The sequence below is a fragment of the Microbacterium sp. NPDC058062 genome (genome assembly GCF_042885375.1).
Classification (GTDB): domain Bacteria; phylum Actinomycetota; class Actinomycetes; order Actinomycetales; family Microbacteriaceae; genus Microbacterium; species Microbacterium trichothecenolyticum_C.
Genome location: NZ_JBHVSC010000001.1, coordinates 986,292 through 1,010,132 on the forward strand (window position 1 = coordinate 986,292; position 23,841 = coordinate 1,010,132).

Annotated in this window: 25 protein-coding genes; 4 read left to right on the forward strand and 21 right to left on the reverse strand. The window is 71.1% G+C overall.

The window, feature by feature from the left end:
- Positions 1-59: 59 nt before the first annotated feature.
- On the forward strand, positions 60-647 hold the full coding sequence (locus ACFVSU_RS04490) for a GNAT family N-acetyltransferase (protein ID WP_387138566.1): 588 nt from the start codon (positions 60-62) through the stop codon (positions 645-647).
- An 11-nt stretch (positions 648-658) separates the two neighbouring features.
- On the opposite strand, the gene ACFVSU_RS04495 is transcribed toward ACFVSU_RS04490, so the two are convergent.
- Positions 659-1,837 carry a low temperature requirement protein A gene (locus ACFVSU_RS04495; RefSeq protein ID WP_387138569.1) on the reverse strand — a complete coding sequence of 393 codons (1,179 nt, stop codon included), beginning with the start codon at positions 1,835-1,837 and terminating at the stop codon, positions 659-661.
- Positions 1,838-1,874: 37 nt separating this feature from the next.
- On the opposite strand from ACFVSU_RS04495, the gene ACFVSU_RS04500 reads away from it, so the two are divergent.
- Positions 1,875-2,552 carry a lysoplasmalogenase gene (locus tag ACFVSU_RS04500; RefSeq protein WP_310290129.1) on the forward strand — a complete coding sequence of 226 codons (678 nt, stop codon included), beginning with the start codon at positions 1,875-1,877 and terminating at the stop codon, positions 2,550-2,552.
- On the forward strand, positions 2,552-2,932 hold the full coding sequence (locus ACFVSU_RS04505) for an RNA-binding S4 domain-containing protein (RefSeq protein ID WP_387138573.1): 381 nt from the start codon (positions 2,552-2,554) through the stop codon (positions 2,930-2,932). Before ACFVSU_RS04500 ends, ACFVSU_RS04505 begins: the two co-directional genes overlap by 1 nt.
- On the opposite strand, the gene ACFVSU_RS04510 is transcribed toward ACFVSU_RS04505, so the two are convergent.
- The 3 genes from ACFVSU_RS04510 to ACFVSU_RS04520 all read right to left on the reverse strand — a co-directional run bounded on the left by ACFVSU_RS04510 (position 2,844) and on the right by ACFVSU_RS04520 (position 5,987).
- Positions 2,844-3,239, reverse strand: coding sequence for a hypothetical protein (locus ACFVSU_RS04510; protein ID WP_387138576.1), 396 nt, complete (start codon positions 3,237-3,239; stop codon positions 2,844-2,846). The genes ACFVSU_RS04505 and ACFVSU_RS04510 overlap by 89 nt on opposite strands.
- A gap of 101 nt (positions 3,240-3,340) precedes the next feature.
- Entirely contained in the window at positions 3,341-4,963 is a 1,623-nt protein-coding gene (locus ACFVSU_RS04515; protein ID WP_387138579.1) for a LuxR C-terminal-related transcriptional regulator, read from the reverse strand.
- Between the two features lie 121 nt (positions 4,964-5,084).
- Positions 5,085-5,987, reverse strand: coding sequence for an NUDIX domain-containing protein (locus tag ACFVSU_RS04520; protein WP_387138582.1), 903 nt, complete (start codon positions 5,985-5,987; stop codon positions 5,085-5,087).
- Positions 5,988-6,071: 84 nt separating this feature from the next.
- Between ACFVSU_RS04520 and ACFVSU_RS04525 the strand changes: the two genes are divergently transcribed.
- Complete coding sequence (locus ACFVSU_RS04525; RefSeq protein ID WP_387138585.1) at positions 6,072-6,509, forward strand: GNAT family N-acetyltransferase; 438 nt, start codon at positions 6,072-6,074, stop codon at positions 6,507-6,509.
- Positions 6,510-6,560: 51 nt separating this feature from the next.
- Here the strand turns inward: ACFVSU_RS04525 and der are convergent, their stop codons facing one another.
- The 17 genes from der to ACFVSU_RS04610 all read right to left on the reverse strand — a co-directional run bounded on the left by der (position 6,561) and on the right by ACFVSU_RS04610 (position 23,773).
- On the reverse strand, positions 6,561-8,099 hold the full coding sequence (gene der, locus ACFVSU_RS04530; RefSeq protein ID WP_387138588.1) for a ribosome biogenesis GTPase Der: 1,539 nt from the start codon (positions 8,097-8,099) through the stop codon (positions 6,561-6,563).
- Position 8,100: 1 nt separating this feature from the next.
- Entirely contained in the window at positions 8,101-8,829 is a 729-nt protein-coding gene (cmk, locus tag ACFVSU_RS04535) for a (d)CMP kinase (protein WP_387138591.1), read from the reverse strand.
- A complete protein-coding gene (locus ACFVSU_RS04540; RefSeq protein WP_387138594.1) occupies positions 8,822-9,928 on the reverse strand; it encodes a prephenate dehydrogenase in 1,107 nt (368 codons plus the stop codon). Before ACFVSU_RS04540 ends, cmk begins: the two co-directional genes overlap by 8 nt.
- Complete coding sequence (locus ACFVSU_RS04545) at positions 9,929-10,702, reverse strand: pseudouridine synthase (protein ID WP_387138597.1); 774 nt, start codon at positions 10,700-10,702, stop codon at positions 9,929-9,931. It lies immediately after the preceding gene.
- On the reverse strand, positions 10,699-11,307 hold the full coding sequence (gene scpB, locus ACFVSU_RS04550) for an SMC-Scp complex subunit ScpB (RefSeq protein WP_387138600.1): 609 nt from the start codon (positions 11,305-11,307) through the stop codon (positions 10,699-10,701). Before scpB ends, ACFVSU_RS04545 begins: the two co-directional genes overlap by 4 nt.
- Positions 11,297-12,172, reverse strand: a complete 876-nt coding sequence (locus tag ACFVSU_RS04555) for a segregation and condensation protein A (RefSeq protein WP_387138603.1) — start codon at positions 12,170-12,172, stop codon at positions 11,297-11,299. Before ACFVSU_RS04555 ends, scpB begins: the two co-directional genes overlap by 11 nt.
- Positions 12,156-13,040 (reverse strand): ParA family protein, encoded by an 885-nt coding sequence (locus ACFVSU_RS04560; protein WP_375872394.1) that lies wholly within the window; start codon positions 13,038-13,040, stop codon positions 12,156-12,158. Before ACFVSU_RS04560 ends, ACFVSU_RS04555 begins: the two co-directional genes overlap by 17 nt.
- Before the next feature lie 109 nt (positions 13,041-13,149).
- Entirely contained in the window at positions 13,150-13,851 is a 702-nt protein-coding gene (locus tag ACFVSU_RS04565) for a vitamin K epoxide reductase family protein (protein ID WP_387138606.1), read from the reverse strand.
- Positions 13,852-13,948: 97 nt separating this feature from the next.
- Complete coding sequence (gene xerD / locus ACFVSU_RS04570; RefSeq protein ID WP_387138611.1) at positions 13,949-14,899, reverse strand: site-specific tyrosine recombinase XerD; 951 nt, start codon at positions 14,897-14,899, stop codon at positions 13,949-13,951.
- A gap of 66 nt (positions 14,900-14,965) precedes the next feature.
- Positions 14,966-15,553 (reverse strand): NUDIX domain-containing protein, encoded by a 588-nt coding sequence (locus tag ACFVSU_RS04575; RefSeq protein ID WP_387138614.1) that lies wholly within the window; start codon positions 15,551-15,553, stop codon positions 14,966-14,968.
- A gap of 1 nt (position 15,554) precedes the next feature.
- A complete protein-coding gene (locus ACFVSU_RS04580; RefSeq protein ID WP_387138618.1) occupies positions 15,555-17,252 on the reverse strand; it encodes a CTP synthase in 1,698 nt (565 codons plus the stop codon).
- Positions 17,253-17,329: 77 nt separating this feature from the next.
- A complete protein-coding gene (recN, locus tag ACFVSU_RS04585; RefSeq protein ID WP_387138621.1) occupies positions 17,330-19,021 on the reverse strand; it encodes a DNA repair protein RecN in 1,692 nt (563 codons plus the stop codon).
- Entirely contained in the window at positions 19,018-20,037 is a 1,020-nt protein-coding gene (locus ACFVSU_RS04590; RefSeq protein WP_387138624.1) for an NAD kinase, read from the reverse strand. Before ACFVSU_RS04590 ends, recN begins: the two co-directional genes overlap by 4 nt.
- Positions 20,034-20,834: a TlyA family RNA methyltransferase gene (locus ACFVSU_RS04595; protein WP_387138627.1), complete on the reverse strand. Its 801-nt coding sequence runs from the start codon at positions 20,832-20,834 to the stop codon at positions 20,034-20,036. Before ACFVSU_RS04595 ends, ACFVSU_RS04590 begins: the two co-directional genes overlap by 4 nt.
- Complete coding sequence (locus ACFVSU_RS04600) at positions 20,831-20,989, reverse strand: hypothetical protein (RefSeq protein WP_387138630.1); 159 nt, start codon at positions 20,987-20,989, stop codon at positions 20,831-20,833. Before ACFVSU_RS04600 ends, ACFVSU_RS04595 begins: the two co-directional genes overlap by 4 nt.
- 52 nt (positions 20,990-21,041) lie before the next feature.
- Complete coding sequence (locus tag ACFVSU_RS04605; RefSeq protein ID WP_387138633.1) at positions 21,042-22,076, reverse strand: HAD-IIA family hydrolase; 1,035 nt, start codon at positions 22,074-22,076, stop codon at positions 21,042-21,044.
- A complete protein-coding gene (locus ACFVSU_RS04610) occupies positions 22,076-23,773 on the reverse strand; it encodes a primosomal protein (protein WP_387138636.1) in 1,698 nt (565 codons plus the stop codon). The genes ACFVSU_RS04605 and ACFVSU_RS04610 overlap by 1 nt, the downstream gene beginning before the upstream one ends.
- Between the last annotated feature and the right edge of the window lie 68 nt (positions 23,774-23,841).

The window sequence follows — 23,841 nt, forward strand, 5'->3', positions numbered from 1 at the left end:
CCGGGCGTGGCATCCGTCGATCGCTTGCCCATGTCGGTGGGGCGCAATAGCGTCGCGACATGGCGAACATCACCATCGAACCGGCCACCGCAGATCGCTTCGCCGACGCGCAGCACGCGCTGAGCGGCGGTGGTGACGGGCACGGCTGCCAGTGCCAGTGGTGGATGATCACGAACGCCGAGTGGCAGAAGACCTCGCAGGAGCGGCGCGAAGGGATGCTGCGCGACGAGATGGACGCGGGTCCCCCTCCCGCCCTCATCGCGTACGTCGACGGTGAAGCGGCCGGCTGGGTGCGGATCGGACCGCGCACGAAGCAGGTGCGGATCGGGCGCACGCGCAACTTCACCGATGCCTCGCAGGAGCCCTGGGACGACGACTCGGTGTGGTCGGTCAGCTGCTTCGTCGTGCGCAAGGAGCATCGTCAGCAGGGACTCAACGCGAAGCTCCTCGACGCGGCGATCGATTACGCACGCACGAGCGGCGCCCGCGTGATCGAGGCGTACCCGCTCGACCTCGATGCGGGCAAGAAGATCCCCGTCAACGACCTGTTCCACGGCGTGCTGTCGACGTTCGAAGAGGCCGGGTTCCGCGAAGTGGCGCGACCGAAGCCGCACCTCGCGATCGTCTCGCTCGACCTCGCGGAGTAAACCCCGAGACCTCAGTGCACCGGCGTCGACTCCCGACGAACGCGATCGACCTCGAGCACGACGACGACGCCCACCAGGAGCGCCGCGGCGGCGACATACTCGCCCGACGGCAGCACGCCCGCCAGCGCGATCAGCACCGCCCCTGTGAGCACGGCCGCCGACGCCCATCGCGACAGTGACGCACGCAGCAGCACGACCCACGATCCCGCCACCACGATGGCGATCGGGAGGGTCAGCGCGAGGCCGGCGATCGCGTGCGGGATCTCGGTGTGGCCGGTGATCTCGTCGATCTCGACCTCGACACCGGCCGACACCGCACCGACGGCCGCGAAGATCACGTAGTGCAGGTACCCGAAGCGGAAGGCGGACTTCCTGCCTTCGAGCCGGTGCTGCTGCTCGCGCGAGAAGTAGACCCACCAGATGCCGGCGGTGACGACGATGCCCGAGATCGCAAGCGTCACGAGCTCCGGAACGTGCTCCCCCTCGCCGAGTGCGTCGATGATCGCATTCGCCGAGGCGAGCAGGCTCTCGCCGAGCAGCAGGAGGGTGAACAGCCCGTACCGCTCGGCGATGTGGTGGGGGTGCCATGCCGTGCGCCCCGACGCCTCGCCCCATACCGGCACCAGCAGCTCGAGCACGACGAGGACGAAGAACGTCCAGAACTGGGCCACGTCGTCCAGCAGGTAGATGCGGGCGACCCACAGCACCTGGACCACGCTCACCCCGGCCGCCATGCGCAGCGCGGTCTGGCGGGAGTCGGGATCGGATGCCGCGGCCCGCAGCCACTGCGCCACCATCGCCAACCGCATGATGACGTAGCCCCACGTCACCACGAGGAAGTCGAACTCCACCATCGCGTCGTGCACGCCCGCTGCGAGCACGAGCACGCCGCCCATCTGGACGATCGTGAGGACGCGGTAGAGCCAGTCGTCGGTGTCGAACGCCGAAGCGAACCACGTGAAGTTCATCCACGCCCACCAGATCGCGAAGAACACCATCAGGTAGGCGAGCACGCCCTGGCCGACGTGGTCCTCGCTGATGAGGTGGTGCAGGTTCTGCGACGCCTGCGACACCGCGACGACGAAGACGAGGTCGAACAGCAGCTCCAGCGGCGTCGACACGCGGTGCGACGCACCGGTATCGCGTGCGGACATCCGGACGAGGCCCATCCGAGCCAGCACATCGGTCATGCGACGATTATGGTTGCCCTGCGTCTCGAGGAGGATCATGCGTCGGCTCTGGATCGGGTTCGTGCCGTACATCGCGGTGTCGATCGTGCATGTTTCGGCGCTCGCGGTCGGCTCCGATGCCGTCGCCGCGCCCACCAAGCTGGCCCTGATGCCGCTTCTCGGGCTCGCGGTCGTCTGGGGCGCGTGGGGCTCCCGCTGGACGCCCACCCACACCCTGCTGGTCGTCGCGATCGTGCTCTCGTGGCTCGGCGACGGCGCCGGCACCTTCGTCCCGTGGCTGCCGACCGTGCCGATGATGCTGCTCTTCTTCGGCCTCGCGCACCTCTGCTACATCTGGCTGTTCTGGCAGCGGCTCGCCGTGCGCCGCGTCCCCCTCTGGGCCGCCGTGTACGCCGTGTGGTGGGTGGTGCTCCTCGCCGTGCTGTGGCCCCACCTCGGCGGACTCGCCATCGCCGTGGCGATCTACGGACTGGTGCTCGGCGGCACGGCGTTCGCGGCGTCCCGCTGCCATCCGCTCATCGTGTGGGGCGGGGTGTTCTTCCTCGCGTCGGACTCGGTGCTGGCGTTCCGCCTCTTCACGCCCGACGCCATGCCCGACTGGACGAGCCCGCTCGTCATGCTCACCTACTGCCTCGGCCAGGGGCTCATCGCAGCGGGCGTCCTGGTGAGCGTGCGGGCGCGGCAGACGGCGCCGACACCGGCGGTGATCCCCTGATGGATGCTGCGGCCCCGGGCACGTCCGTGCGCGTCGACGCCTGGCTCTGGGCCGTGCGGATCTACAAGACCCGCTCGGCCGCGACGACGGCCTGCCGCGCCGGGCACGTGCGCGTGGGCGGAGAACGGGTGAAGGCGGCGCAGGCTGTGAAGCCCGGTGACGAGGTGCGGGTGCGGATCGACGGGTTCGATCGCATGCTGGTCGTGCGTCAGCCGATCTCCAAGCGCGTCGGCGCACCCCTGGTCGCGGCAGCGATGGAGGATCGCACTCCCCCGCGCGACCCCACGCCGATCATGGCGCAGCGCGACCGAGGCGCGGGCCGCCCCACCAAGCGCGAGCGCCGCGAGATCGACCGCCTGCGTGGCCGCGAAGATCACTGACGGGCCCATCCGCAGCAATGGTGTCGTCGAGCGCGCGCCGCCGTGTCGCCGCGCGCCGTTGCGCGAGGCACAGCACCAGCATGATCGCGCACGAGATCAGGTAGAAGGTGTGCAGCGCCCAGATCGGGCCCGGAGGAAGACTGAACACGTAGAGCGAGTAGACCGCATTCGCCGCGTTGATCATCGCGATGCTCGGCAGGCTGTACGACGAGACGTCACGAGTGCGCAGCGCCTTGCCGAGCATCGGCAGGTTGCTGACCGCGAACACGACGGTCGAAGCCGTGCCGGCGATCAGCGGGATGTCCATGGCCATACGGTAGGCGCGGGCGCCCGGGTGCCGCGTCGGCCGAAGAGCGCATCTTCGACGGATGCTGCCCGTGGGTAATTCTGTGTAGAGGCGGCGCCCTGTCAGACCAGGCCGTTCTCGTACGCGTAGGCCGTCGCAGCCGCTCGGGACGTGATACCGAGCTTGCCAAAGATGTTGGCGAGGTGACGCGCGACCGTCTTCTCGCTCAGGGAGAGCCTTTCGCCGATCCTTCGATTGGTGAGGCCCGTCGACACGAGCCGAAGCACCTCCAGTTCGCGAGCTGTGAGCGCGCCGGCGCGACGGTCGCCCATCACAGCGGCCAGTTCGGCGACGGCGGGTTCCGCGCCGAGCGCGAGGAACACCGTGCGGGCAGCATCGAACTCTTCGTGCGCCGCCTCCGCCTCGCCGATCGTGTGCAAGGCGCGTCCGGCGAGTACGCGGCTCCGCGCAGCCTCATAGGGCGCCCCGACCAGGTCCCAGGCCCGCACGGCGGTGCGGGCCGCGTCCAGCGCGTCGGCCGTGCGGCCTTCGGCGAGCAGCACCCTCGCGTCGGTGGCGGCGATCGTGGCGTCGAGCATCGGCGTGGCGGAGGTCCCGCTCGCGTCGCGCAGCTCTTCGACCGCGCGGCGAGCAGCATCGTGATCTCCCGCAGCGATCTCGACCTCGGCGACGGCAGGAAGCAGGTACCGCCGGGTGAGCGGGTCGGCACCCGCGGCGCTTCGCCGGATCTCGTCCTGCGCGCGCCGCGCGCGACCGAGCGCGAGGTGGAGCAGCGAGAGACCCGGCTGCGGTTCCCATCCCGATTCGCCGGCGCGTCGGTAGGACTCCTCGGCGGAGTGGAACGCACCGCGCAGGCGCGAGAGCTCCGCGTGCTGATAGGGCGCACCCCAGATCGCTCGGTAGTCGCCCGCGCGGAATCGCGAGAGGGCGAGCTCCACGGCTGCCGACGCCTCCGTCCAGGCCCCCCGGACCAGCAGAAGTCCGGCCTCCAGTGCGCGATACTGCCCGCTGAACGCGATGAGCTGCGGCTGCTCGATGCACCACCGCCCCAGCACACCCGTCCACGCGGCCGCGCGGTCCAGGTCGAAGGCCAGGATGGCGTCGGAGACCGCGCCGCAGACGATCACGCCGGTCGGCAGCGGGGCCACATCGCCGGCCGCGATGGAGGTCATGGCCTGATCGAGGCGTCCGAGTCCCTCGGAGACGGCGCCGGACTCGATGAGAGACTTCCCCAGGCCGAGTCTGGCGAGCGTCGCCAGTTCGCGGTCGGCCTCGCACTCGGCGATCGCAAGGACCTCCTCGAACGCATGCACCGCTTCGGCGTTGTTCCCGCTGCCGAGCTGACCGACGGCAGGGGCCATCCGGACGAATCCGGCCAGCGCGCCGGGTTCTGGCATGGCGTTGACGATCCGCATCGCGCGCGCCGCCCACAGCACGCTGTTGGTGAAGTCCCCTTGTTCGATCAGGTTCAGCGCGAGCCATCCCGCCGAGCGCGCGGCGCCAGCGGTGTCCCCGGCGCTGAGGTGCGCCGCGTACGCGCGCGAAAGCGCGTCGATGCTGGCCTGCGCTTCTCCGCGGAGGAGTGCGGCGGTCGCGAGCAGCTCCAGATCGGACCCACCGAGACCGTCGCGGGCATCGACGCGGGCGAGCAGTTCCCAGGCATCCGCCCAACGCCGGTCGGCGACAGCCGCACGGCCGGCGTCGAGGTCGCTGGAGGAGTTCATGCCGCTCCCACCTCGGTCGCGTGCCGGCCTCAGGTCGGCGCCGCCACCCCTCGGATATTGCCGGAACGGTACCGCCGATCCGGCCGGCCCCGCAAGGACGCCGCCGTTCGCCGTGCGGGTCTCAGCCCTCGAGCAGGTCGAGCAGCCAGCGCGCGCCGCGGACGGCGGCTCCGGCATCCGTCGCCCGCTCGGCGAGCCCGCGATCGCTCGTGACCACCGTCACCGTACGTCCCTCGGCGAGCTCCCGTTGCACGGCAGCGACGACGGCGTCGTCACCGGATGCCTCGGCCCGCACCACCTCGACACCCGTGGCACCGTCCACCCCGCGCGCCTGCCCCTCGACGACCGCGGTCCACTCGGGGTACCAGGTCTGCTCGGGCAGCTCCAGCGCGGATGCCGGCACACCGTGCGCGGCGAGGTCGGCGATCCGCGCGATCAGGCGGGACGCCGCGCCGGGGCGGTCGCGCCACCAGCCGTCGGGCACCGAGCCCATCACGTTCGCGATGTCGACGACGACCGCCGGCCGCACGCTGAGCAGGCCGCGCAGCTTCTCCCACGAGGCCGCGAAGCCGGGGTGCAGCGGGTAGCGCGTGACCTCGTCGACGGGCACCCAGGCGAGCTCGCGGCTCTCGGGGTCGCTGATGGTGGGCTCGAACGGCACCACCACGTCGCCCACGACGGTGGTGTAGCTCCAGTAGCCGGGATCGAAGACGCTGAGCACGCGGGGCTGCACCGCGGCATCCGGCACGCCGGCCTCTTCGGCGGCTTCGCGCAGTGCGCCGTCGCAGGCCGACTCGCCCTCGTGGCGCGCGCCGCCGGGCAGTGCCCAGGTGTCGCCGAAGTGGCTCCACGAGACCCGGTGCTGCAGCAGCACGCCCCGCTCCGCGTCGACTGCGAGGAGACCTGCGGCCCCGAACCGGCCCCAGTACCGCTCCCCTGTCGGCGCCACGACCCACGCGTCGCCCGGGTCGCGGGGTCCGTGTGGACGCCGCAGCTCACCGGGGGCGGGAGGCTCGATCGTCACCCTGCCAGCCTGTCACACCCGGCGCTGCAGGCGGCCGGCGTGACCTCGCGTGACCACCACCCGCGAGTCCGCCAGAATGGCCGGATGCCCGACGATCTCTACGACCTCGACGACGACCCGACCCGCATCCAGCGAGACGCCGTGTGGGCGTGGCTTTCGACCGAGGCGTACTGGGGAGGCTGGCGCACGCGCGAGCAGGTCGAGACGCAGCTCGACAACGCCTGGCGGGTGGTCGCCGCCTACCACCGCCCGACCGGCGAGCTGGTGGGCTTCGCGCGCGCCGTCTCGGACGGAGTCGGTTTCGCGTACCTCGCCGATGTCTTCGTCGTCGACGCGCACCGCGGGCACGGACTCGGCAAGCGCCTGATCCGCCTCATGATCGACGACGGCCCCGGCGCCGACATGCGCTGGACGCTGTTCACCGGCGACGCACACGGCCTCTACCGGCAGTTCGGCTTCGCCGAGCCCGACGCGACCGCGATGGTGCGCCCGGCACTCTACCGTCACGGCGAGCGCGCATGAGGAATGACGGACGCCTCGGGCCGAGGCATCCGTCATCCACATGACTCCACGTCAGCGCTGGCGACGCTCGCGCACGCGCATGTTGATCACGATCGGCGAGCCCTCGAAGCCGTACAGCTCGCGCAGGCGTCGCTGGATGAAGCGGCGGTAGCCCGGGTCGAGGAAGCCGGTAGTGAACAGCACGAAGGTCGGCGGGCGCGTCGACGCCTGCGTGCCGAACAGGATGCGCGGCTGCTTCCCACCGCGCAGCGGGTGCGGGTGCTCGGCGATGAGCTCGGTGAGGAACGCGTTGAACTTGCCCGTGGGGATGCGCTGATCCCACGACTCGAGGGCCGTCTCGAGCGCCGGCACGAGCTTGTCGAGGTGGCGGCCGGTGCGGGCCGAGATGTTCACGCGGGGCGCCCACTGGACGTGGGCGAGGTCCTGCTCGATCTCGCGCTCGAGGTAGCGGCGGCGGTCCTGGCCGTCCATGTCGTCGTCGTTGAGGCGGTCCCACTTGTTGTACGCGATGACGAGCGCACGACCGGACTCGAGGACGAGGTCGATGATGTTGAGGTCCTGCACGCTGATCGGCTGGGTCACATCGATCACGACGATCGCGACCTCGGCCTTCTCGAGCGCCGCCGACGTGCGCAGTGAGGCGTAGAAGTCGGCGCCCTGCTGCAGGTGCACCCGACGGCGGATGCCGGCGGTGTCGACGAATCGCCACAGCTTGCCGCCGAGTTCGACGACCTCGTCGACGGGGTCGCGCGTGGTGCCGGCGAGTTCGTTGACGACGACGCGCTCCTCGCCGGCGGCCTTGTTGAGCAGCGACGACTTGCCGACGTTCGGGCGGCCGAGGATCGCGACGCGGCGCGGGCCGCCGATCTCGGCCTTGGCCACCGCCGACACGTCGGGCATGACCTTCACGACCTCGTCGAGGAGGTCTGCGACGCCACGGCCGTGGATGGCCGAGACCGGCCACGGCTGGTCGAGGCCGAGGTTCCAGAGCGCCGCGGCCTCCGGCTCCTGGCGAGCGTCGTCGATCTTGTTGGCGACCAGGAAGACGGGCTTGTTCGCCTTGCGGAGCAGCCGCACGACGTGCTCGTCGGTCGCGGTGGCGCCGACCATCGCGTCGACCACGAACAGCACGACGTCCGACAGGTCGATCGCGACCTCGGCCTGCGCGGCGACCGAGCGGTCGATGCCCCGGGCGTCGGGCTCCCACCCGCCGGTGTCGACGAGCGTGAAGCGGCGGTCCATCCACTCGGCCTTGTACGTGACGCGGTCGCGCGTGACACCGGGGGTGTCCTCCACGACGGCCTCGCGACGGCCGAGGATGCGGTTCACCAGCGCGGACTTGCCGACGTTCGGGCGACCCACGATCGCGACGACCGGCAGCGCCGGCAGGAACTCGATGCCGTCCTCGCCGCGGACGATGCCCGCGAGCAGCGCCGCGTCCTCGTCGTCCAGGTCGTAGTCGTCGAGGCCGACGCGCAGGGCGACGGCCCGCTGCTCGGCGAGCTCGTCGTCGAGGTCCGCGAGATTCTCGGCGAGGTTGTCGTCGCCGACCTCGAACTCGTCGAAGTCGGGGCTGTCATCAGCGGCCATCTCAGGCTCCTGTCTGCTGGGGGTCGACCGCCGGCGCGCTCAGCGCGGCCTGGATCACGCCGAGCACGGCGTCCACGGTCTGGTCGAAATCGAGAGGGGTCGAGTCGACGACCTCGACGCCGGGTGCGGCGGTGAGGAAGTCGACGACGGTGGAGTCGGAAGCGTCGCGCTGGTGGAGTGCGGCGGCGACGGTCGCGGCATCCTGCGTGGTCACCTCGGCGCTGCGGCGCGCGGCGCGGATCTCCGGCGCGGCCGTGAGGAGGATGCGCACGGGGGCGTCGGGGGCGACGACCGTCGTGATGTCGCGCCCTTCGACGACGACGCCCGGGCGCCCGGAGCGGGCCACGAGCGCGCGGAACAGCGCGTTCACCGACTGCCGCACCGCGGGCACGCGCGCGACGCCGCTGACGGCGTCCGACACGCGGGGCTCGCGGATCGCATCGGTCACGTCGCTCGTACCGACCCGCACCCAGTACGCGTCAGGATCGAGCGAGATCGCGTAGTCGAAGTCACCTGAGACGTCGAGGACGGATGCTGCGTCCGACGTGTCGATGCCGCGCTCGAGGGCGTGCCACGCCAGGGCGCGGTAGGCCGCTCCGGTGTCGAGGTAGCCGTAGCCGAGACGGCGGGCGACCTGCTTCGAGACGCTGGACTTGCCGCTTCCGGCGGGGCCGTCGATCGCGACGACGACGGGATCGGGGCCTGGTCTTGTGATCGCGGGGTCAGTCATTGGTGGTGCTCGCTATCTTCCAGCCGCGCGATTCGAGACCGTCGATCGCCCGGCGCACGGCGCTGGGGACGACACTGATCTCGGCGAGGCCGAACTGGGCGCCGGGCGAATGCTCCAGGCGCAGGTCTTCCACGTTCACGTCGAGGTCGCCGAGCTCGCCGAACAGGCGTCCGAGCTGACCGGGGGTGTCGTCGACCATCACGACCACCTGCTCGAAGCGGCGGTTCTGGCCGTGCTTGCCGGGCAGGCGCTCGACACCGTCGTTGCCGCGACGGATCGTGTCCGCGACGGCACGGCGTGCACCCGGAGCGTCGGGCTCGCGCAGGGCGTCGGCCACGGCGGTGAGGTCGGCCGCGATCAGGTCGAGCACGTCGACGACCGGGGCCGCGTTCGCGCCGAGGATCTGCACCCAGAGCTCGGGAGCGGATGCCGCGATGCGAGTCGTGTCCCGCACGCCCTGGCCCGCGAGCCGCAGCGACCCGTCGGGCGCGTCGACGAAGCGCCCGGCGAGCAGGCTGGCCACCAGCTGGGGCACGTGCGAGACGAGCGCGACGCCGCGGTCGTGGTCTTCGGGGGTCATCTCGATCGGCGTCGCACCGAGGTCGAGAGCGAGGCCCTCGACGAGGGCGAGATCGGACGACGGCGTCTCCTCGTCGCGGCACACCACCCACGGGCGCCCGACGAAGATGTCGGCGCGGGCGGAGATCGCTCCCCCGCGCTCGCGTCCGGCCAGCGGGTGCGAGCCGATGTAGTGCGTGAGGTCCACGCCGCGCTCCCGCAGGGTGCGCAGCGGCTCGAGCTTGACGCTCGCGACGTCCGTCACCACCGCCCGCGGGTGGCGCTCGAGTTCGCGCTGGATCACGTCGGCCGTGACATCGGGCGGCACCGCCACGACGACGAGCGACGGAGCGTCGTCATCGGCTGCACGGCGGCCGGCGCCGTAGTCGATCGCGAGACGCAGCTGCGAAGGGGACGTGTCGTCCAGCGCGACATCGATCCCGCGCGCGCTGAGCGCGTGGCCGATGCTCGCGCCGAGAAGGCCGGCACCGACGATGCGCACCGTGCCCTGCACGCGCGGAGCAAGGGAGGTCGCTGTCACTTATTCCTCCTGTTGACCTGCGGCTTGGCGCGAAAGAGTCAGCAGAGCGCCCCGCTCCACTTTAGTCAACTCCCGGGCGCGCCCGGCTGGCAGCGTTCCCAGGTGGAGCGGGCCGAACTGCCGGCGCACGAGTTCGACGACCGGATGCCCGACCTCGGCCATCATGCGGCGCACGATGCGGTTGCGCCCCGAGTGGAGCGTGAGCTCGACGAGCGAGCCACCGCCCTCGGCCGAGGACGACAGCAGCCGCGCCTTGTCGGCGGAGATCGGGCCGTCCTCCAGGTCGACGCCGCGCAGGAGCTGCTGGATGGTCTGCGGCGTCACGCGGCCGTCGACCTTGGCGATGTAGACCTTGGTGACGCCGAACGACGGGTGCGCGAGCACGTGCGCGAGCTCGCCGTCGTTCGTGAGCACGAGCAGGCCGCTGGTCTCAGCATCCAATCGCCCCACGTTGTACAGGCGCTCGTCCCAGTCCTTCGTGAAGCGGCGGAGGTCCGGGCGGCCGCGGTCGTCCTTCATCGAGCTCACCACGCCCGTGGGCTTGTTGAGCATGACGTACCGCTTGGACTGGTCGAACTGGACGGCCGTGCCGTCGACGTCGACGAGGTCGTTCTCGGGGTCGACGCGCGAGCCGAGCTCGGTGACAACCGTGCCGTTCACGCGCACGCGCCCCTCGACGATGAGCTGCTCGGCGACGCGCCGCGACGCGACCCCCGCGTTCGCGAGGGCCTTCTGCAGGCGCACCCCTTCGGTCGATCCCGCTCCGCCGGTCATCGACGCACTCCTTCGTCCAGGTTGTCGCCGACTTCGTCCGCGCCGTCCAGCAGCGGCGAGATGTGCGGCAGTTCGTCCAATGAATTGATGCCCAGGTGCACGAGCAGCGCATCGGTGGTGCCGTAGTTGATCGCGCCGGTCTCGGCATCCGCGAAGAGCTCGGTAATGAGCCCGCGCGCGAGCAGCGTGCGGACGACCGAGTCGACGTTGACGGCACGGATGGACGCGACCTGGCTGCGGGTCACCGGCTGCTTGTAGGCGATGACCGCGAGGGTCTCGAGCGCCGCCTGCGAGAGGCGCGACGGCGCCTGCCCGCCGACGTACTCGCTGACGAGGTCGTCGAGCTCCTCGCGGACGTAGAGACGCCAGCCGCCGCCGACCTCGCGGAGCTCGAACCCGCGCACCGGGCCGCCGGACTTGCCGTCGTAGTCGTCGACGAGGGTCTCGATCGCCTGGCGCACCGCGGGCACCGGTGCGCCGACAGCGGCCGCGAGGCTCACGAGACTCTGCGGCTCCTCGACGATCAGCAGGATCGCCTCCAGCCGCCGCGCCACATCGGTCACCGTCACGATGGGCGGGCCGTCGGTCGAAGCATCATCGGTCATAGTCGGCTCCCAAAGTGGCGAGGTTCTCGTCGCTCCAGCGCTGAGCGCTCCAGCGGAGGGTCAGCTCGCCGAGCGGCTCGAGCTGTTCGAAGGACAGGGCGGCGTGGCGGTACAGCTCCAGTACGGAGAGGAACCGGGCGACCACCACACCCGGCTGGCCGACGCCCGCGATGAGCTCGCGGAAGGTCAGCGATCCGGCGTCGCGCAGCAGGGTGACGACGATCGCAGCCTGCTCGCGGATGCTCACCAGCGGTGCGTGAAGGTGGTCGAACCCGATGCGCGGGATCTCCTTCGGCGTCATCGCCAGCAGCGCGAGCGCGGCGAAGTCGTCGGCGCTGAGCGACCACACGAGCTCCGGAACGGCGTTGCGGTACTTCTCGTCGAGGCGCACGGAGCGCGTGTGACGCACCGCCTCACGGCGCAGGCACCGCTCGAACCAGGACGACACCTCCTTGAACGCGCGGTACTGGAGCAGTCGCGCGAACAGCAGATCCCGCGCCTCGAGGAGCGCGACCGACTCGGCGTCGACGAGCTCGCCCTGCGGCAGCAGCCCCGCGACCTTCATGTCGAGCAGGGTCGCGGCGACGACGAGGAACTCGGATGCCTCGTCCAGCTCTTCGCCCGGACCCAGCTCGCGGAGGTACGCGATGAACTCGTTGGTCACGAGCGACAGCGACACCTCGGTGATGTCGAGCTCGTGCTTCGAGATCAGGGTGAGGAGGAGGTCGAACGGTCCGTCGAAGTTGGTGAGCGCGACCCGGAACCCCTCCCCGGTCGCGGGGCCTTCCCCGGTCGAGGGGCCTTCCCCGGTCGCGGGGCCGCCCCCGGTCGCTGAGCCTGTCGAAGCGTCAGGCGACGGCGCCACGGGCGACCAGCTCCCGCGCCAGCCGCAGGTAGGCCTGCGCGGCGGCGTGCTCCGGCGCGAACTCGGTGATCGGCATGCCCGAGACGGAGGCATCCGGGAACTTGACGGTGCGGCCGATGACGGTCTCGAGGACGTCATCGCCGAAGGCGTCGACCACGCGCTCGAGCACCTCGCGCGAGTGGAGCGTGCGCGCGTCGTACATCGTGGCGAGCACGCCGTCGAGCGTGATGGTGGGGTTGAGGCGGTCGCGCACCTTGTCGATCGTCTCGATGAGCATCGCGACGCCGCGGAGGGCGAAGAACTCGCACTCGAGCGGGATGACGACACCGTGGCTCGCGGTGAGGGCGTTGACCGTCAGGAGGCCCAGCGACGGCTGGCAGTCGATGAGGATCACGTCGTAGTCGCCCGTGAGCTTGCGCAGCGCCCGCGACAGGGTCTGTTCGCGCGCGACCTCGTTGACGAGGTGCACCTCGGCCGCCGAGAGGTCGATGTTCGCCGGGATGACGTCGAGGTTGTCGACGCGCGTGTGCACGATGACCTCGTGCGGGTCGCGCTTGCCGTCGAGCAGCAGGTCGTAGATCGTCGGGATCTCGTGGGTCTGGATGCCGAGACCTGCCGACAGCGCGCCCTGCGGGTCGAAGTCGACCGCGAGCACCTTGCGGCCGTAGCCGGCCAGGGCGGCGGCGAGGTTGATGGTGGTCGTCGTCTTGCCGACGCCGCCCTTCTGGTTGCACAGCGCGATGATGCGGGCGGGACCGTGACCGTCGAGCTTCGGCGGGGTGGGGAAGCCCTGATAGGGACGACCGGTGGGTCCGATCGGAGTGTCCCCCGTGGCGGCCTTCGTCGCCGCCTGTGCCTTGCCCGCCACCAATGCTCCCGCCTATGTGCTTCGTGTCCACCGATTCTAGTCACGCCGCGCCCCGGAACGCCTGCGGCGCGGCGGGCTGGGCCGCGCAACGGCGCGGCTCGGACCGCCGTCAGAGCGAGCCGAGCACGTCGAGACGCACCTGCGCGGCGATTGCGATCAGCGCGTAGTCCAGCACGGTGATCAGCGGAGCCCAGGTCAGGAGTGCGGCGCCGAGCCGAGGCATCCTTCCCCAGACACCGTCGCGGACGGTCCACCCCAGCGTGAACCAGAACAGCGGGATCGTCACGACCCACACCACCATGCACCACGGGCACAGCGAGCCGTACTCGAAGACGCTGCGCCACGCGAGGACGTGGACGAAGGCCACCGCTCCCAACAGGAACAGCGAATAGACGCGCCAGTACCACCGGCGGAGCCCGCCCGGAGCGGCCAGGGCGCTCACGCCGGCGTAGATGGGGCCGAGGAACAGCACGATCCCGATGATCGAGTTGCTGAAGCCGAGCAGGTTGCCACCGGGCGACAGCAGGTTGGGGCCGCACGTGACGATCGGGCTCACCTGGCACGAGATGAGCGGCGCTGTTCCCGCGAGCTGGCCGATGTACTCGAGGTAGAGCAGGAACGAGACGACCCAGCCGGCGAGCCCCGCGACGATCCAGAACACCGCCAGCGCCGTCGGCGGGCAGGCTGTCGGGCGAACGGTCCCCACGCCCCCTCCACGCGTCGCTGGCGCGCCGCGCGGAGCCTCCGGGCGCGTGGGCCCAGCTGCGGCCTGAGGTGCTCCGGATGCCGCGCGCGCGGCGACGTCGGTCATGCGGCCATTATCCGCTCCGGGGCATCAGGACCGCACAGCGTTCGGCCGTGCAAAATCGCTGTTCAGGTGCGGATTCGTCGGAACCGGCTCCGTGGCGTCACCGCGCGCGCGGATGCGATGTGGCGTACACGTCGCGCAGCGCATCGACCGACACGTAGGTGTAGATCTGGGTCGTCGCGACGGAGGCGTGGCCCAGCAGCTCCTGGACGACGCGGACGTCAGCGCCGCCCTGCAGGAGGTGGGTCGCGAACGAGTGCCGCAGGGTGTGGGGCGAGACGTGCGCGGTGAGGTGGGCGCGCTCGGCCGCCGACTGGATGATCAGCCACGCGCTCTGCCGCGACAGCGGCGCTCCGCGCGCGCCGAGGAAGAGCTTCGGCGTCGACCGGCCACGGTGCGAGAGCTCGGGCCGCGCGCGGGTCAGGTAGGCGTCGACGGCCGCGCGCGCGTACGAACCCACCGGCACGATGCGCTCCTTCGATCCCTTGCCGCGCACGCGGAGCACGTCGCCGTGCGCCGCATCGTCGACGTCGAGCTGCACGATCTCCGACACCCGCGCACCGGTGGCGTACAGCAGCTCGAGCAGCGCGCGGTCGCGCATGCCGAGCAGATCGCCCGCCGCCGCTCCCCCGTTGCCGGATGCGTCGGCCTCGGTCGCCGGCGCGGGCCCCGAGGCATCCAAGAGGCTCTCCACCTGCTCGATCGTGAGCGCCTTGGGCAGCCTTCGCGGCTGCTTCGGCGGGCGCAGGTTCGACGACGGGTCGGCGGGCTCGATGCCCTCACGGGCGAGGAAGCGGTGGAGCCCCCGTACCGAGGACTGCAGCCGCGCCAGCGACGATGCGGCCATCGGCGGCTGGGCGGCGGCGCGGTCGGCGATGAAGCTGGCCAGAGTCACCGAGGTGACCGCGGCAGTGTCGTCGATGTGCTGTTCGCGCAGCCAGTCGGCGTAGCCGCCGAGGTCGCGCCGGTACGCCGCGACGGTGTTCTCCGACAGGCCGCGCTCGATCGCGACGTGGCGCAGGTACGAGTCCATCGCTCGAGCGATCTGCATGTCAGGCGCCTCCTGTCACGAGGGTCTCACGTCCTGCCGGTCGGCCGGCGAACTCCGGAGGGTTTGTCAGGCTCCCTCGGCGTCGGCCTGGCGGAGATGTTCGGCCGCAGCGAGCAGGCCCACCGCGAGGATGCCGTTGCGCAGCCGCCCCGCGAGGATCCCCGCGACGGCGTCGGCGAGCGGCAGCCACTCGAGCCGGATGTCGGCCTCCTCGTCCTCCCGCGCGTGCACCTCGCTCGCGGGGGTGAGCCCGCGCGCGAGGAACAGGTGGACGATCTCGTCGTTCCCGCCGGGCGTGGTGAAGATGCTCACCAGCGGCTCCCACGACGAGGCGACGAGGTCGACCTCCTCGGCGAGCTCGCGTCGGGCGGTCTCGAGCGGCGTCTCGCCGGCCATGTCGAGCAGACCGGCCGGGATCTCCCAGTCGCGGTGGCGGATCGGGTGCCGGTACTGCTGGATCAGCAGTACCCGCCCCTCGTCGTCCACCGCCACGACCGCGGCCGCACCGGGATGATCGACGTACTGGCGCACGATCTGCCCGTCGCCGTACGCGACGGTGTCGCTGCGCACGTCCCAGACCCGGCCCTCGTAGACCAGGTCGCTGTCGAGGATGGTGGCGTCGACGGGCTCGTCGGCGAGAAGCTCCTCCGCCACGTCAGTCGTTCTCGACCTCGAACAGCTCGCTCGAGCGGTGCCGCTCGAGCGCCGCGCCGACGAGACCGCGGAACAGCGGGTTGGCGTCCGTCGGACGCGAGCGCAGCTCGGGGTGCGCCTGCGTCGCGATGTAGTACGGGTGCACATCGCGCGGCAGCTCGACGTACTCGACGAGGTTCAGATCGGGGTTGATGCCCGAGAAGATGAGACCCGCCTCGGCGATCTGGTCGCGGTAGCGGTTGTTCACCTCGTAGCGGTGGCGGTGGCGCTCCGACGCCCGCCCCGCGCCGTACACCTCGGCCGCGATCGAACCCTCCGCGAGGTCGGCCGGGTACAGGCCGAGACGCATCGTGCCGCCCAGGTCGCCGTGGTCGAGGATGTCGACCTGCTCCTCCATCGTGGCGATGACGGGATGCTGCGTGTCGGGGTCGAACTCGCTCGACGAGGCATCCTCGATGCCGGCGACATGACGGGCGTACTCGATGACGATGCACTGCAGGCCGAGGCAGATGCCGAGCGTCGGGATGCCCTGCTCGCGCGCGAACTTGAGCGCCCCGATCTTGCCCTCGATGCCGCGGATGCCGAAGCCACCGGGAATCACGATGCCGTCGAGCGGACCGAGCGCCTTGGCGGCACCCTCGGGCGTCTCGCACTCGTCCGAGGGGATCCAGCGGATGTTGACGTGCGTCTCCTGCGCGAACCCGCCCGCCTTGAGCGCCTCGGTGACCGAGAGGTAGGCGTCGGGCAGGTCGATGTACTTGCCGACCAGGCCGATGGTGACCTCGTGCTTGGGGTTGTGCACGGCGTTCAGCACGCGCTGCCAGCGCGACCAGTCGACGTCGGCGGCCTTCGACAGGCCGAGCGCACGGACGATGTACTCGTCGAGGCCCTGCTCGTTGAGCATCGACGGGATGTCGTAGATGCTCGGCACGTCGATCGCGTTCACGACCGCGCCCTCGTCGACGTCGCACATGAGCGCGATCTTGCGCTTGTTCGCCTCGGTGACGGGGCGGTCGCTGCGCAGCACCAGCGCATCGGGCTGGATGCCGATCGAGCGCAGCGTCGCGACGGAGTGCTGCGTCGGCTTCGTCTTCTGCTCCCCCGACGCGCCCATGAAGGGCACGAGCGAGACGTGCACGAAGAAGACGTTGTTGCGGCCGAGCTCGTGGCGGATCTGACGCGCCGACTCGATGAACGGCTGCGACTCGATGTCGCCGACCGTGCCGCCGATCTCGGTGATGATCACGTCGGGCTTGGGCGTCTCGTCGGCCTGCAGGCGCATGCGGCGCTTGATCTCGTCGGTGATGTGCGGGATCACCTGCACGGTGTCGCCGAGGTACTCGCCGCGGCGCTCCTTCGCGATGACCTGCGAGTAGATCTGGCCGGTGGTCACGTTGGCCGCCTGGCTCAGCTCGATGTCGAGGAAGCGCTCGTAGTGCCCGATGTCGAGGTCGGTCTCGGCGCCGTCGTCGGTCACGAAGACCTCGCCGTGCTGGAACGGGTTCATCGTGCCCGGATCGACGTTCAGGTACGGGTCGAGCTTCTGCATCACGACACGCAGTCCGCGGGCCGTCAGGAGATTTCCGAGGCTGGCCGCGGTGAGACCCTTGCCCAACGAGGAAACGACACCACCGGTCACGAAGATGTGCTTGGTGGTGTCGTTCGAAGTGTCGCCGCGGAAAGAATCAGAAGTCTGCATCACGGGCTTTTATCCTATCAGGCAGTGTTTCGATGAGCTTCGCAGAAGCTGAGGACACGCGGGCGCGGGCACCGCGCTCAGTCGACTTCGCTGCGAAGGCTGAGCAACTCGCGTGCGTGGGTGAGAGCGGCGTCCGAGTCGGGCATGCCCGACAGCAGACGCGCCATCTCGGCCTCGCGATCGGCGCCGTCCAGGCGGCGGACATCGGACGCCGTGACCGAGCCGTCATTCGCCTTGACGACCGTCAGATGGTTGGCCGCGAACGCCGCCACCTGCGCGAGGTGCGTCACCGCGATCACCTGCGACGACTCCGACAGGCGCGCGAGACGCCGGCCCACTTCGATCGCCGCGGCGCCGCCGATGCCGGCATCCACCTCGTCGAACACGAATGTCGGGACCGGGTCGACCGCCGCGATCACGACCTCGATCGCGAGCATGACGCGGCTGAGCTCACCGCCGCTCGCGCCGCGCGAGACGGCCCGCGGCTCGGCGCCCGGGTGCGGCGCGAGCAGGATGGCGACGTCGTCGCGCCCCGACGCGGACTCCGTGCCCGCCGTGACGGCGACCTCGAGGCGCGCGTCCGGCATCGCGAGCGCGCGCAGCTCGGTGCTCACGGCGGCACCCAGCCGCGCGGCTGCCTCGGTCCGCGCCGCAGTGAGCACGGCAGCGGTCTCGTCGAGGACGGATGCCGCGGCATCCCGCTCCGCCGTCAGCCGGTCGATGCGATCGGAGTCGTCGTCGAGCTCCGCGAGGCGAGAGGAGCCGGTGTCGAGCAGCTCGATGGCGGCGTCGAGGGTGCCGTGCGCGCGGACCAGGCCGGCGAGCACCGCACGGCGCTCCTCCACGGCCGCGAGCTCGTGCGGGCCGGACTCGTCGAGATCCGCGAGGTAGCCCGCGAGGGCGGCGGCGATGTCGGCGACCCGGTAGCCGACGTCGGCGAGCTGCCCGCCGAGCTCGGCCAGCACCGGGTCGTGCACGCGCTCGAGGGCGCGACGCGCCTCGGCGAGCAGCGCCCCGGCATCGGGTTCGTCGCCCTCGCCGGAGAGCCCGTCATGCGCGGTCGCGGCGGCGAGCCGGAGCTCCTCGGCGTTCGCCAGGCGCTCGGCGCGCGTCGCCAGCTCGGCGTCCTCGCCGGATTCGGGCGCGGCCTGCTCGATCTCGGCGAGCTGGTTCCGCAGGTCTTCGGCCTCGCGCGCCCGCGCGTCGCGGTCGTCGGTGAGCTCCGACAGCTCTCGGTCGATCGCACGCCAGTGCTCGAAGGCCCGGCGGTACGCGTCGCGTGCGGTGTGTACTGCCTCGCCGCCGAATCGGTCCAGCGCGTCACGCTGTGCGGCGGCGGATCGCAGTCGCAGCTGATCGGACTGCCCGTGCACGACGACGAGTTCGTCGGCGAGGTCGGCGAGCACTCCGGCCGGCGCGGCGCGGCCGCCGACGGACGCCCGCCCACGGCCCTCGCTCGAGATCGACCGCCCGATGTACAGCTCGGCACGACCCCCGCCGATGGGCTCGACATCGCCACCGGCCTCGCGCACGCGCGCGGCGACCGGCCCGTCCTCGGGGACGATCCACACACCGTCCACCGTGGCCTGAGCCGCGCCCGCGCGCACGGCGCCGGAGTCGGCGCGCTGGCCGAGCAGCAGCCCGAGTCCCGTCACGACCATCGTCTTGCCGGCACCGGTCTCACCGGTGATCGCCGTGAAGCCCGCACCGATCGGCAGCGTCGCCTCGGCGATCACGCCGAGGTCGCGCAGGCGCATCTCTTCGATCACGGGGCGACCTCGCTGCCGACCACATCGATCTCGACGTCCGCGGCGATCGCGGCATCCTTCGCCGGCTTCTGGGTCGGCATGACGCCCGTGATCGCGGCCGGACCGCGCCAGCCCTCGACGGGGAGGCGGAACTTGCGCACGAGACGGTCGGTGAACTGGGCGGGATGCAGGCGGGCGAGACGCACCGGGCGATCGGACCGCCGGACCACCACGCGCGCACCCGGAGGCAGGTCGTGCGACCGGCGCCCGTCGCACCACAGGATGCCGGTCCCGTTGGTGCGCTCGAGCACCTCGATCGCCACGGAGTGCTCGGGGCCGACCACGAGGGGCTTCGCGAAGAGGGCGTGGGCCGACAGCGGCACCACGGCGATCGCCTCGACCGTCGGCCAGATCACCGGCCCGCCGGCGGAGAAGTTGTAGGCGGTCGACCCGGTGGGCGTCGAGACGACCATACCGTCGCAGCCGAACGTCGACAGCGGCCGGCCGTCGATCTCGACGACGACCTCGAGCAGGCGCTCACGGCTCGCCTTCTCGACTGTCGCTTCGTTGAGCGCCCAGGTCTCGTAGATCACGGAGTCGCCGGTGTCTTTCACCCGCACCTGGAGCGCCATGCGGTCCTCGACCTCGTACTCGCGCGCGATGACGCGGCGGACGGCCTCATCCATGTCGTCGCGCTCGATCTCCGCGAGGAAGCCGACGTGGCCCATGTTGATGCCGAGGACCGGCGCACTGCCGTCCCGGACGAGTTCGGCGGCCCGCAGGATCGTTCCGTCGCCACCGAGGACGATCGCGAGCTCGATCTCGGTCACCGGCACATCGATGCCCAGCACCGCGACGTCGGCCAGCGTCGGCCCCGCCTGCACGAGGTCTTCGCCGTCGTCGAGGGCGAGGACGGGACGGGCTCCGGCGGCGCGCAGCGCGGCGACGACCCGCTCCGCGGCAGCCACGGTGTCGGCGCGATGCGCATGCGCCACCACGAGGATGCTGCGCTGGGCCTCGGTGTCGGCGTCGTTCATCGGCTCCCCGCCAGTCGGTTCACAGTGCTCAACCATTCTGTCGGATTGCTCCCCCGCCCCGGCGCGAGGTGTGCGATGAACTCGGAATTGCCGTGGGTCCCCGCGATCGGGGAGGAGACGAACCCGCACGTGCCGAGGCCCGCGTCCCACGCCGCCCACAGGACGCGCGCGACCGCGTCGGCGCGCAGCACGGGGTTGGTCACGAGGCCTCCCTTGACCGCCGTGCGCCCGACTTCGAACTGCGGCTTGATCAGGAGCACGAGATCCGCATCGGCTGCTGCGACCGCGCGCGCCGCGGGAAGAACATGGGTGAGCGAGATGAAGGACAGGTCGCCCGTGATCACCGAGGGCGCCTCGGAGACGCGGCTCGCCTCGGCGAGCGAGTCGGGGGTCATGTAGCGGACGTTGAACCCTTCGACCGCGACCACACCGGGATCGTCGGCGACGGATGCCGCGAGCTGCCCGTGACCGACATCCACGGCGATCACCGGCTCGGCGCCGCGCTCGCGCAGCACCTGGGTGAAGCCGCCGGTGGACGCGCCCATGTCGAGCGCGACGCGGCCGCGGACATCGACCTCGAAGGCGTCGAGGCCGGCGATGAGCTTGTGCGCCGCACGGCTGACGTAGTGGTCCGAAACCGCCACCTCGATCAGGCTCTCGTCGCCGACCGGAGCCGAGGCCTTCACCACGGGCCGGCCGTCGACCGTCACGAGCCCTTCGGCGATCAGCGTCGCGGCGTGGGTGCGGGAGCGCGCGAGACCCCGGGCGGCGAGAGCGGCGTCGAGGCGGCTCGTCATGACGGGGTGCCGGGGGTCGCCTCGAGGCGACGGGCGAGCGTGTCGTGCAGCGTGTCGTACGCCTCGGCACGCGTGGCCAGCGGCTGCGCCTCGATCACCTCGAGGGTCGACAGCAGATCGCCGTGCTCGTCCTGATGCGCGTCGGCTCCATCCATGCCCCCAGAATACGGGGGTCGCCCGACAGTCCCCGCTTTTCCGCGGCGAGGATCAGGGGCGGTGGAACGGATCCGCGTAGAGGCGCTCGGGCACGCGGAAGCCGAAGATCGCGCGTCCGGTCGACCAGATCGCCGCCGCACCCGCGCGGACGAGGTCGACCGGCGCGCCCTCGCTCAGGATCCGGATATCGGCGCCGTCGATCGCGACACGGGCGTCCCGCACCGTGGCGACACCGTCCTTCACCTGTACCTCGGGGTACGGCTCGTGGAGCTCGCGGAGGTCCCCCAGGATGTACGTCGGACGCGAGTTCTCGGGCGCCGCCAGCACGTGCTTCGGACGATCCACGCCCGTGAGCACCAGGGCAGACGGGATGCCGGCACGGTTGGCGCCGAGGATGTCGGTATCGAGACGGTCACCCAGGAACAACGGATGCTGCGCCTCGAACCGCGCGACGGCCTCCTCGAAGATCGGCACCTCGGGCTTGCCGGCGACGGTCGCGAGCCGCCCGACGGCGGTGTGCACGGCGGAGACCAGCGTGCCGTTGCCGGGCGCGATGCCGCGGGACTGCGGGATCGTCCAGTCCGTGTTCGTCGCCACCCACGGGATGCCGCCGTCTTCCTCGGGCGTCTTGAGCGCGAAGGCCGCCTCAGCCAGCTGAGTCCAGCCCACCTCGGGCGCGAATCCCTGCACGACGGCCGACGGCGCGTCATCGGCGCTGCGTGTCACGACGAACCCGGCCTTCTCGACCTCGACAACGAGGCCGTCGCCTCCGACGACGAGGACCGTGGACCCAGGGGCGATCTTCTCCGCGAGCAGCCGCATCGCGGCCTGCGGGCTGGTGACGACATCACGCGGCGTCGTCGCGAGCCCGAGCTCGCTCAGATGCGCCGCGACCGAGGCATCCGTCCGCGCAGCATTGTTCGTGATGTACGCGAGTGAGCGACCGCCTCGGGCACGGTTGAGGCTGTCTACCGCGTGCGGCAGGGCGCCGGCACCGGCATAGACGACTCCGTCGAGGTCAGCCAGCACGACGTCGACGCCGTCCAGCGGGGCGGGCGTCGCAGCCCGCCGCCCGAACAGCGCCATCAGCGGTCGGCCTCGCCGTCGCCGGGTGCGTCGTCGACCCCCGCCTCCACGAGGATCTCGGCGACCTCGTCGGCGACGGAGATCTCCTCCTGCTCCGTGGCGGCGGACTCGGGCTCATCGACCGAGCCGGACTCGGACTCGGACTCGGGCTCGGGCTCGGGCTCCGGCTCGGGCTCGCCGAGATCCTCGGACGTGTCCTGCTCGTCCTCAGCCTCGTCCTCGAAGTCCTCTTCGATGACCTCCTCGACGAAGACGGTCTCGAGGTCGCCGAGACCGGACGCCGCGTCGATCGCGTCCGCCGCGATCACGGCACGATGCTGCCACTGCGCGGCCTCGTCCGTGCGGCCGAGCTCCTCGAGCACCGCGGCGCGGGCGGCGAACAGCGAGGGACTCCACTCGAACGCGCGATCCGGATCGAGTTCGGGGATGTCGAGCTCCTGCAGCGCACGCTCGGGCTCGCCGAGGTCGAGACGGGCGCCCGACATCGCGATCGCCAGCTCGACACGCACCGGCGTCTCGAGCGTGGCGCGGTCGACGGCGCGACCGACCTCGAGCGCGCGATCGGCACGTCCGACGCCCCGCTCGCTGTCGACCATCAAAGCGATCTGGTCATCGCGACCCGAGATCCGCCGGTAGGTGCGCAGCTCGCGCAGGGCGAGCGCGAAGTCGCCGGTCGCATAGGCGGTGATGGCGAGCGTCTCACGGACCACGGCGATGCGGCCGGCGCGACGGGATGCAGACAGTGCGTGCTGGTGCGCCAGCGCCGGGTCCTCGTCGATCAACTGCGACGCCATCACGAGGTGACGCGCGACCTCCTCGGCGTTCTCCTTGCTGAGGGTCTTCAGCTCGTTGCGCGCAGCCGGCGGCAGGTCGCGGCCGGTGACATCCTCAGGGATGACCGGGTCGTCGTGTCGAGGGCGGACGGCACGGATCTCGCCCTCGCGGACGGCGCGGTCGGGGCGGTTCGCTCCCCCGCGCGTCGGGCGCGCAGAGCGCTCGTACGGACGGTCGCCATCGCGCTTCTCGTACGGCTTGCGGTCGCCGTCACGCTTCTCGTACGGCTTCCGGTCGCCGTCACGCTTCGCGTAAGGACGGTCGCCATCGCGTTTCTCGTACGGCTTCCGGTCGCCATCGCGCTTCGCGTAAGGACGGTCGCCATCGCGTTTCTCGTACGGCTTCCGGTCACCATCACGCTTCGCATACGGACGGTCGCCGTCACGCTTCTCGTACGGCTTGCGCTCACCATCGCGCTTCGCGTACGGCTTGTGATCGCCATCGCGCTTCGCATAGGGACGGTCGCCATCGCGCTTGGCGTACGGCTTGTGATCGCCGTCGCGCTTCGCATAGGGACGGTCACCATCGCGCTTCGCGTGCGGCTTGTGCTCACCGTCGCGCTTGGCGTACGGCTTGTGGTCACCGTCGCGCTTCGCATAGGGACGGTCGCCATCGCGCTTGGCGTACGGCTTGTGGTCGCCATCGCGCTTCGCGTACGGCTTGCGGTCACCGTCGCGCTTGGCGTACGGCTTGTGATCGCCGTCGCGCTTCGCATAGGGACGGTCGCCGTCGCGCTGCGCGTACGGCTTGCGATCACCATCGCGACTCGCGTACGGCTTGCGGTCGGCGCCGGCCGACGAGGGCTTCCCGGTGGATCGTTCGCGCGGCGCGCGTCGATCGTCGCGCGGCTCCTGCTCTGGCATTCTTCGATCCTCCTGGATCCGTTCTACGTCGGCAATCCACCCTGTTAACGCGGAATGGCCACCCGTGG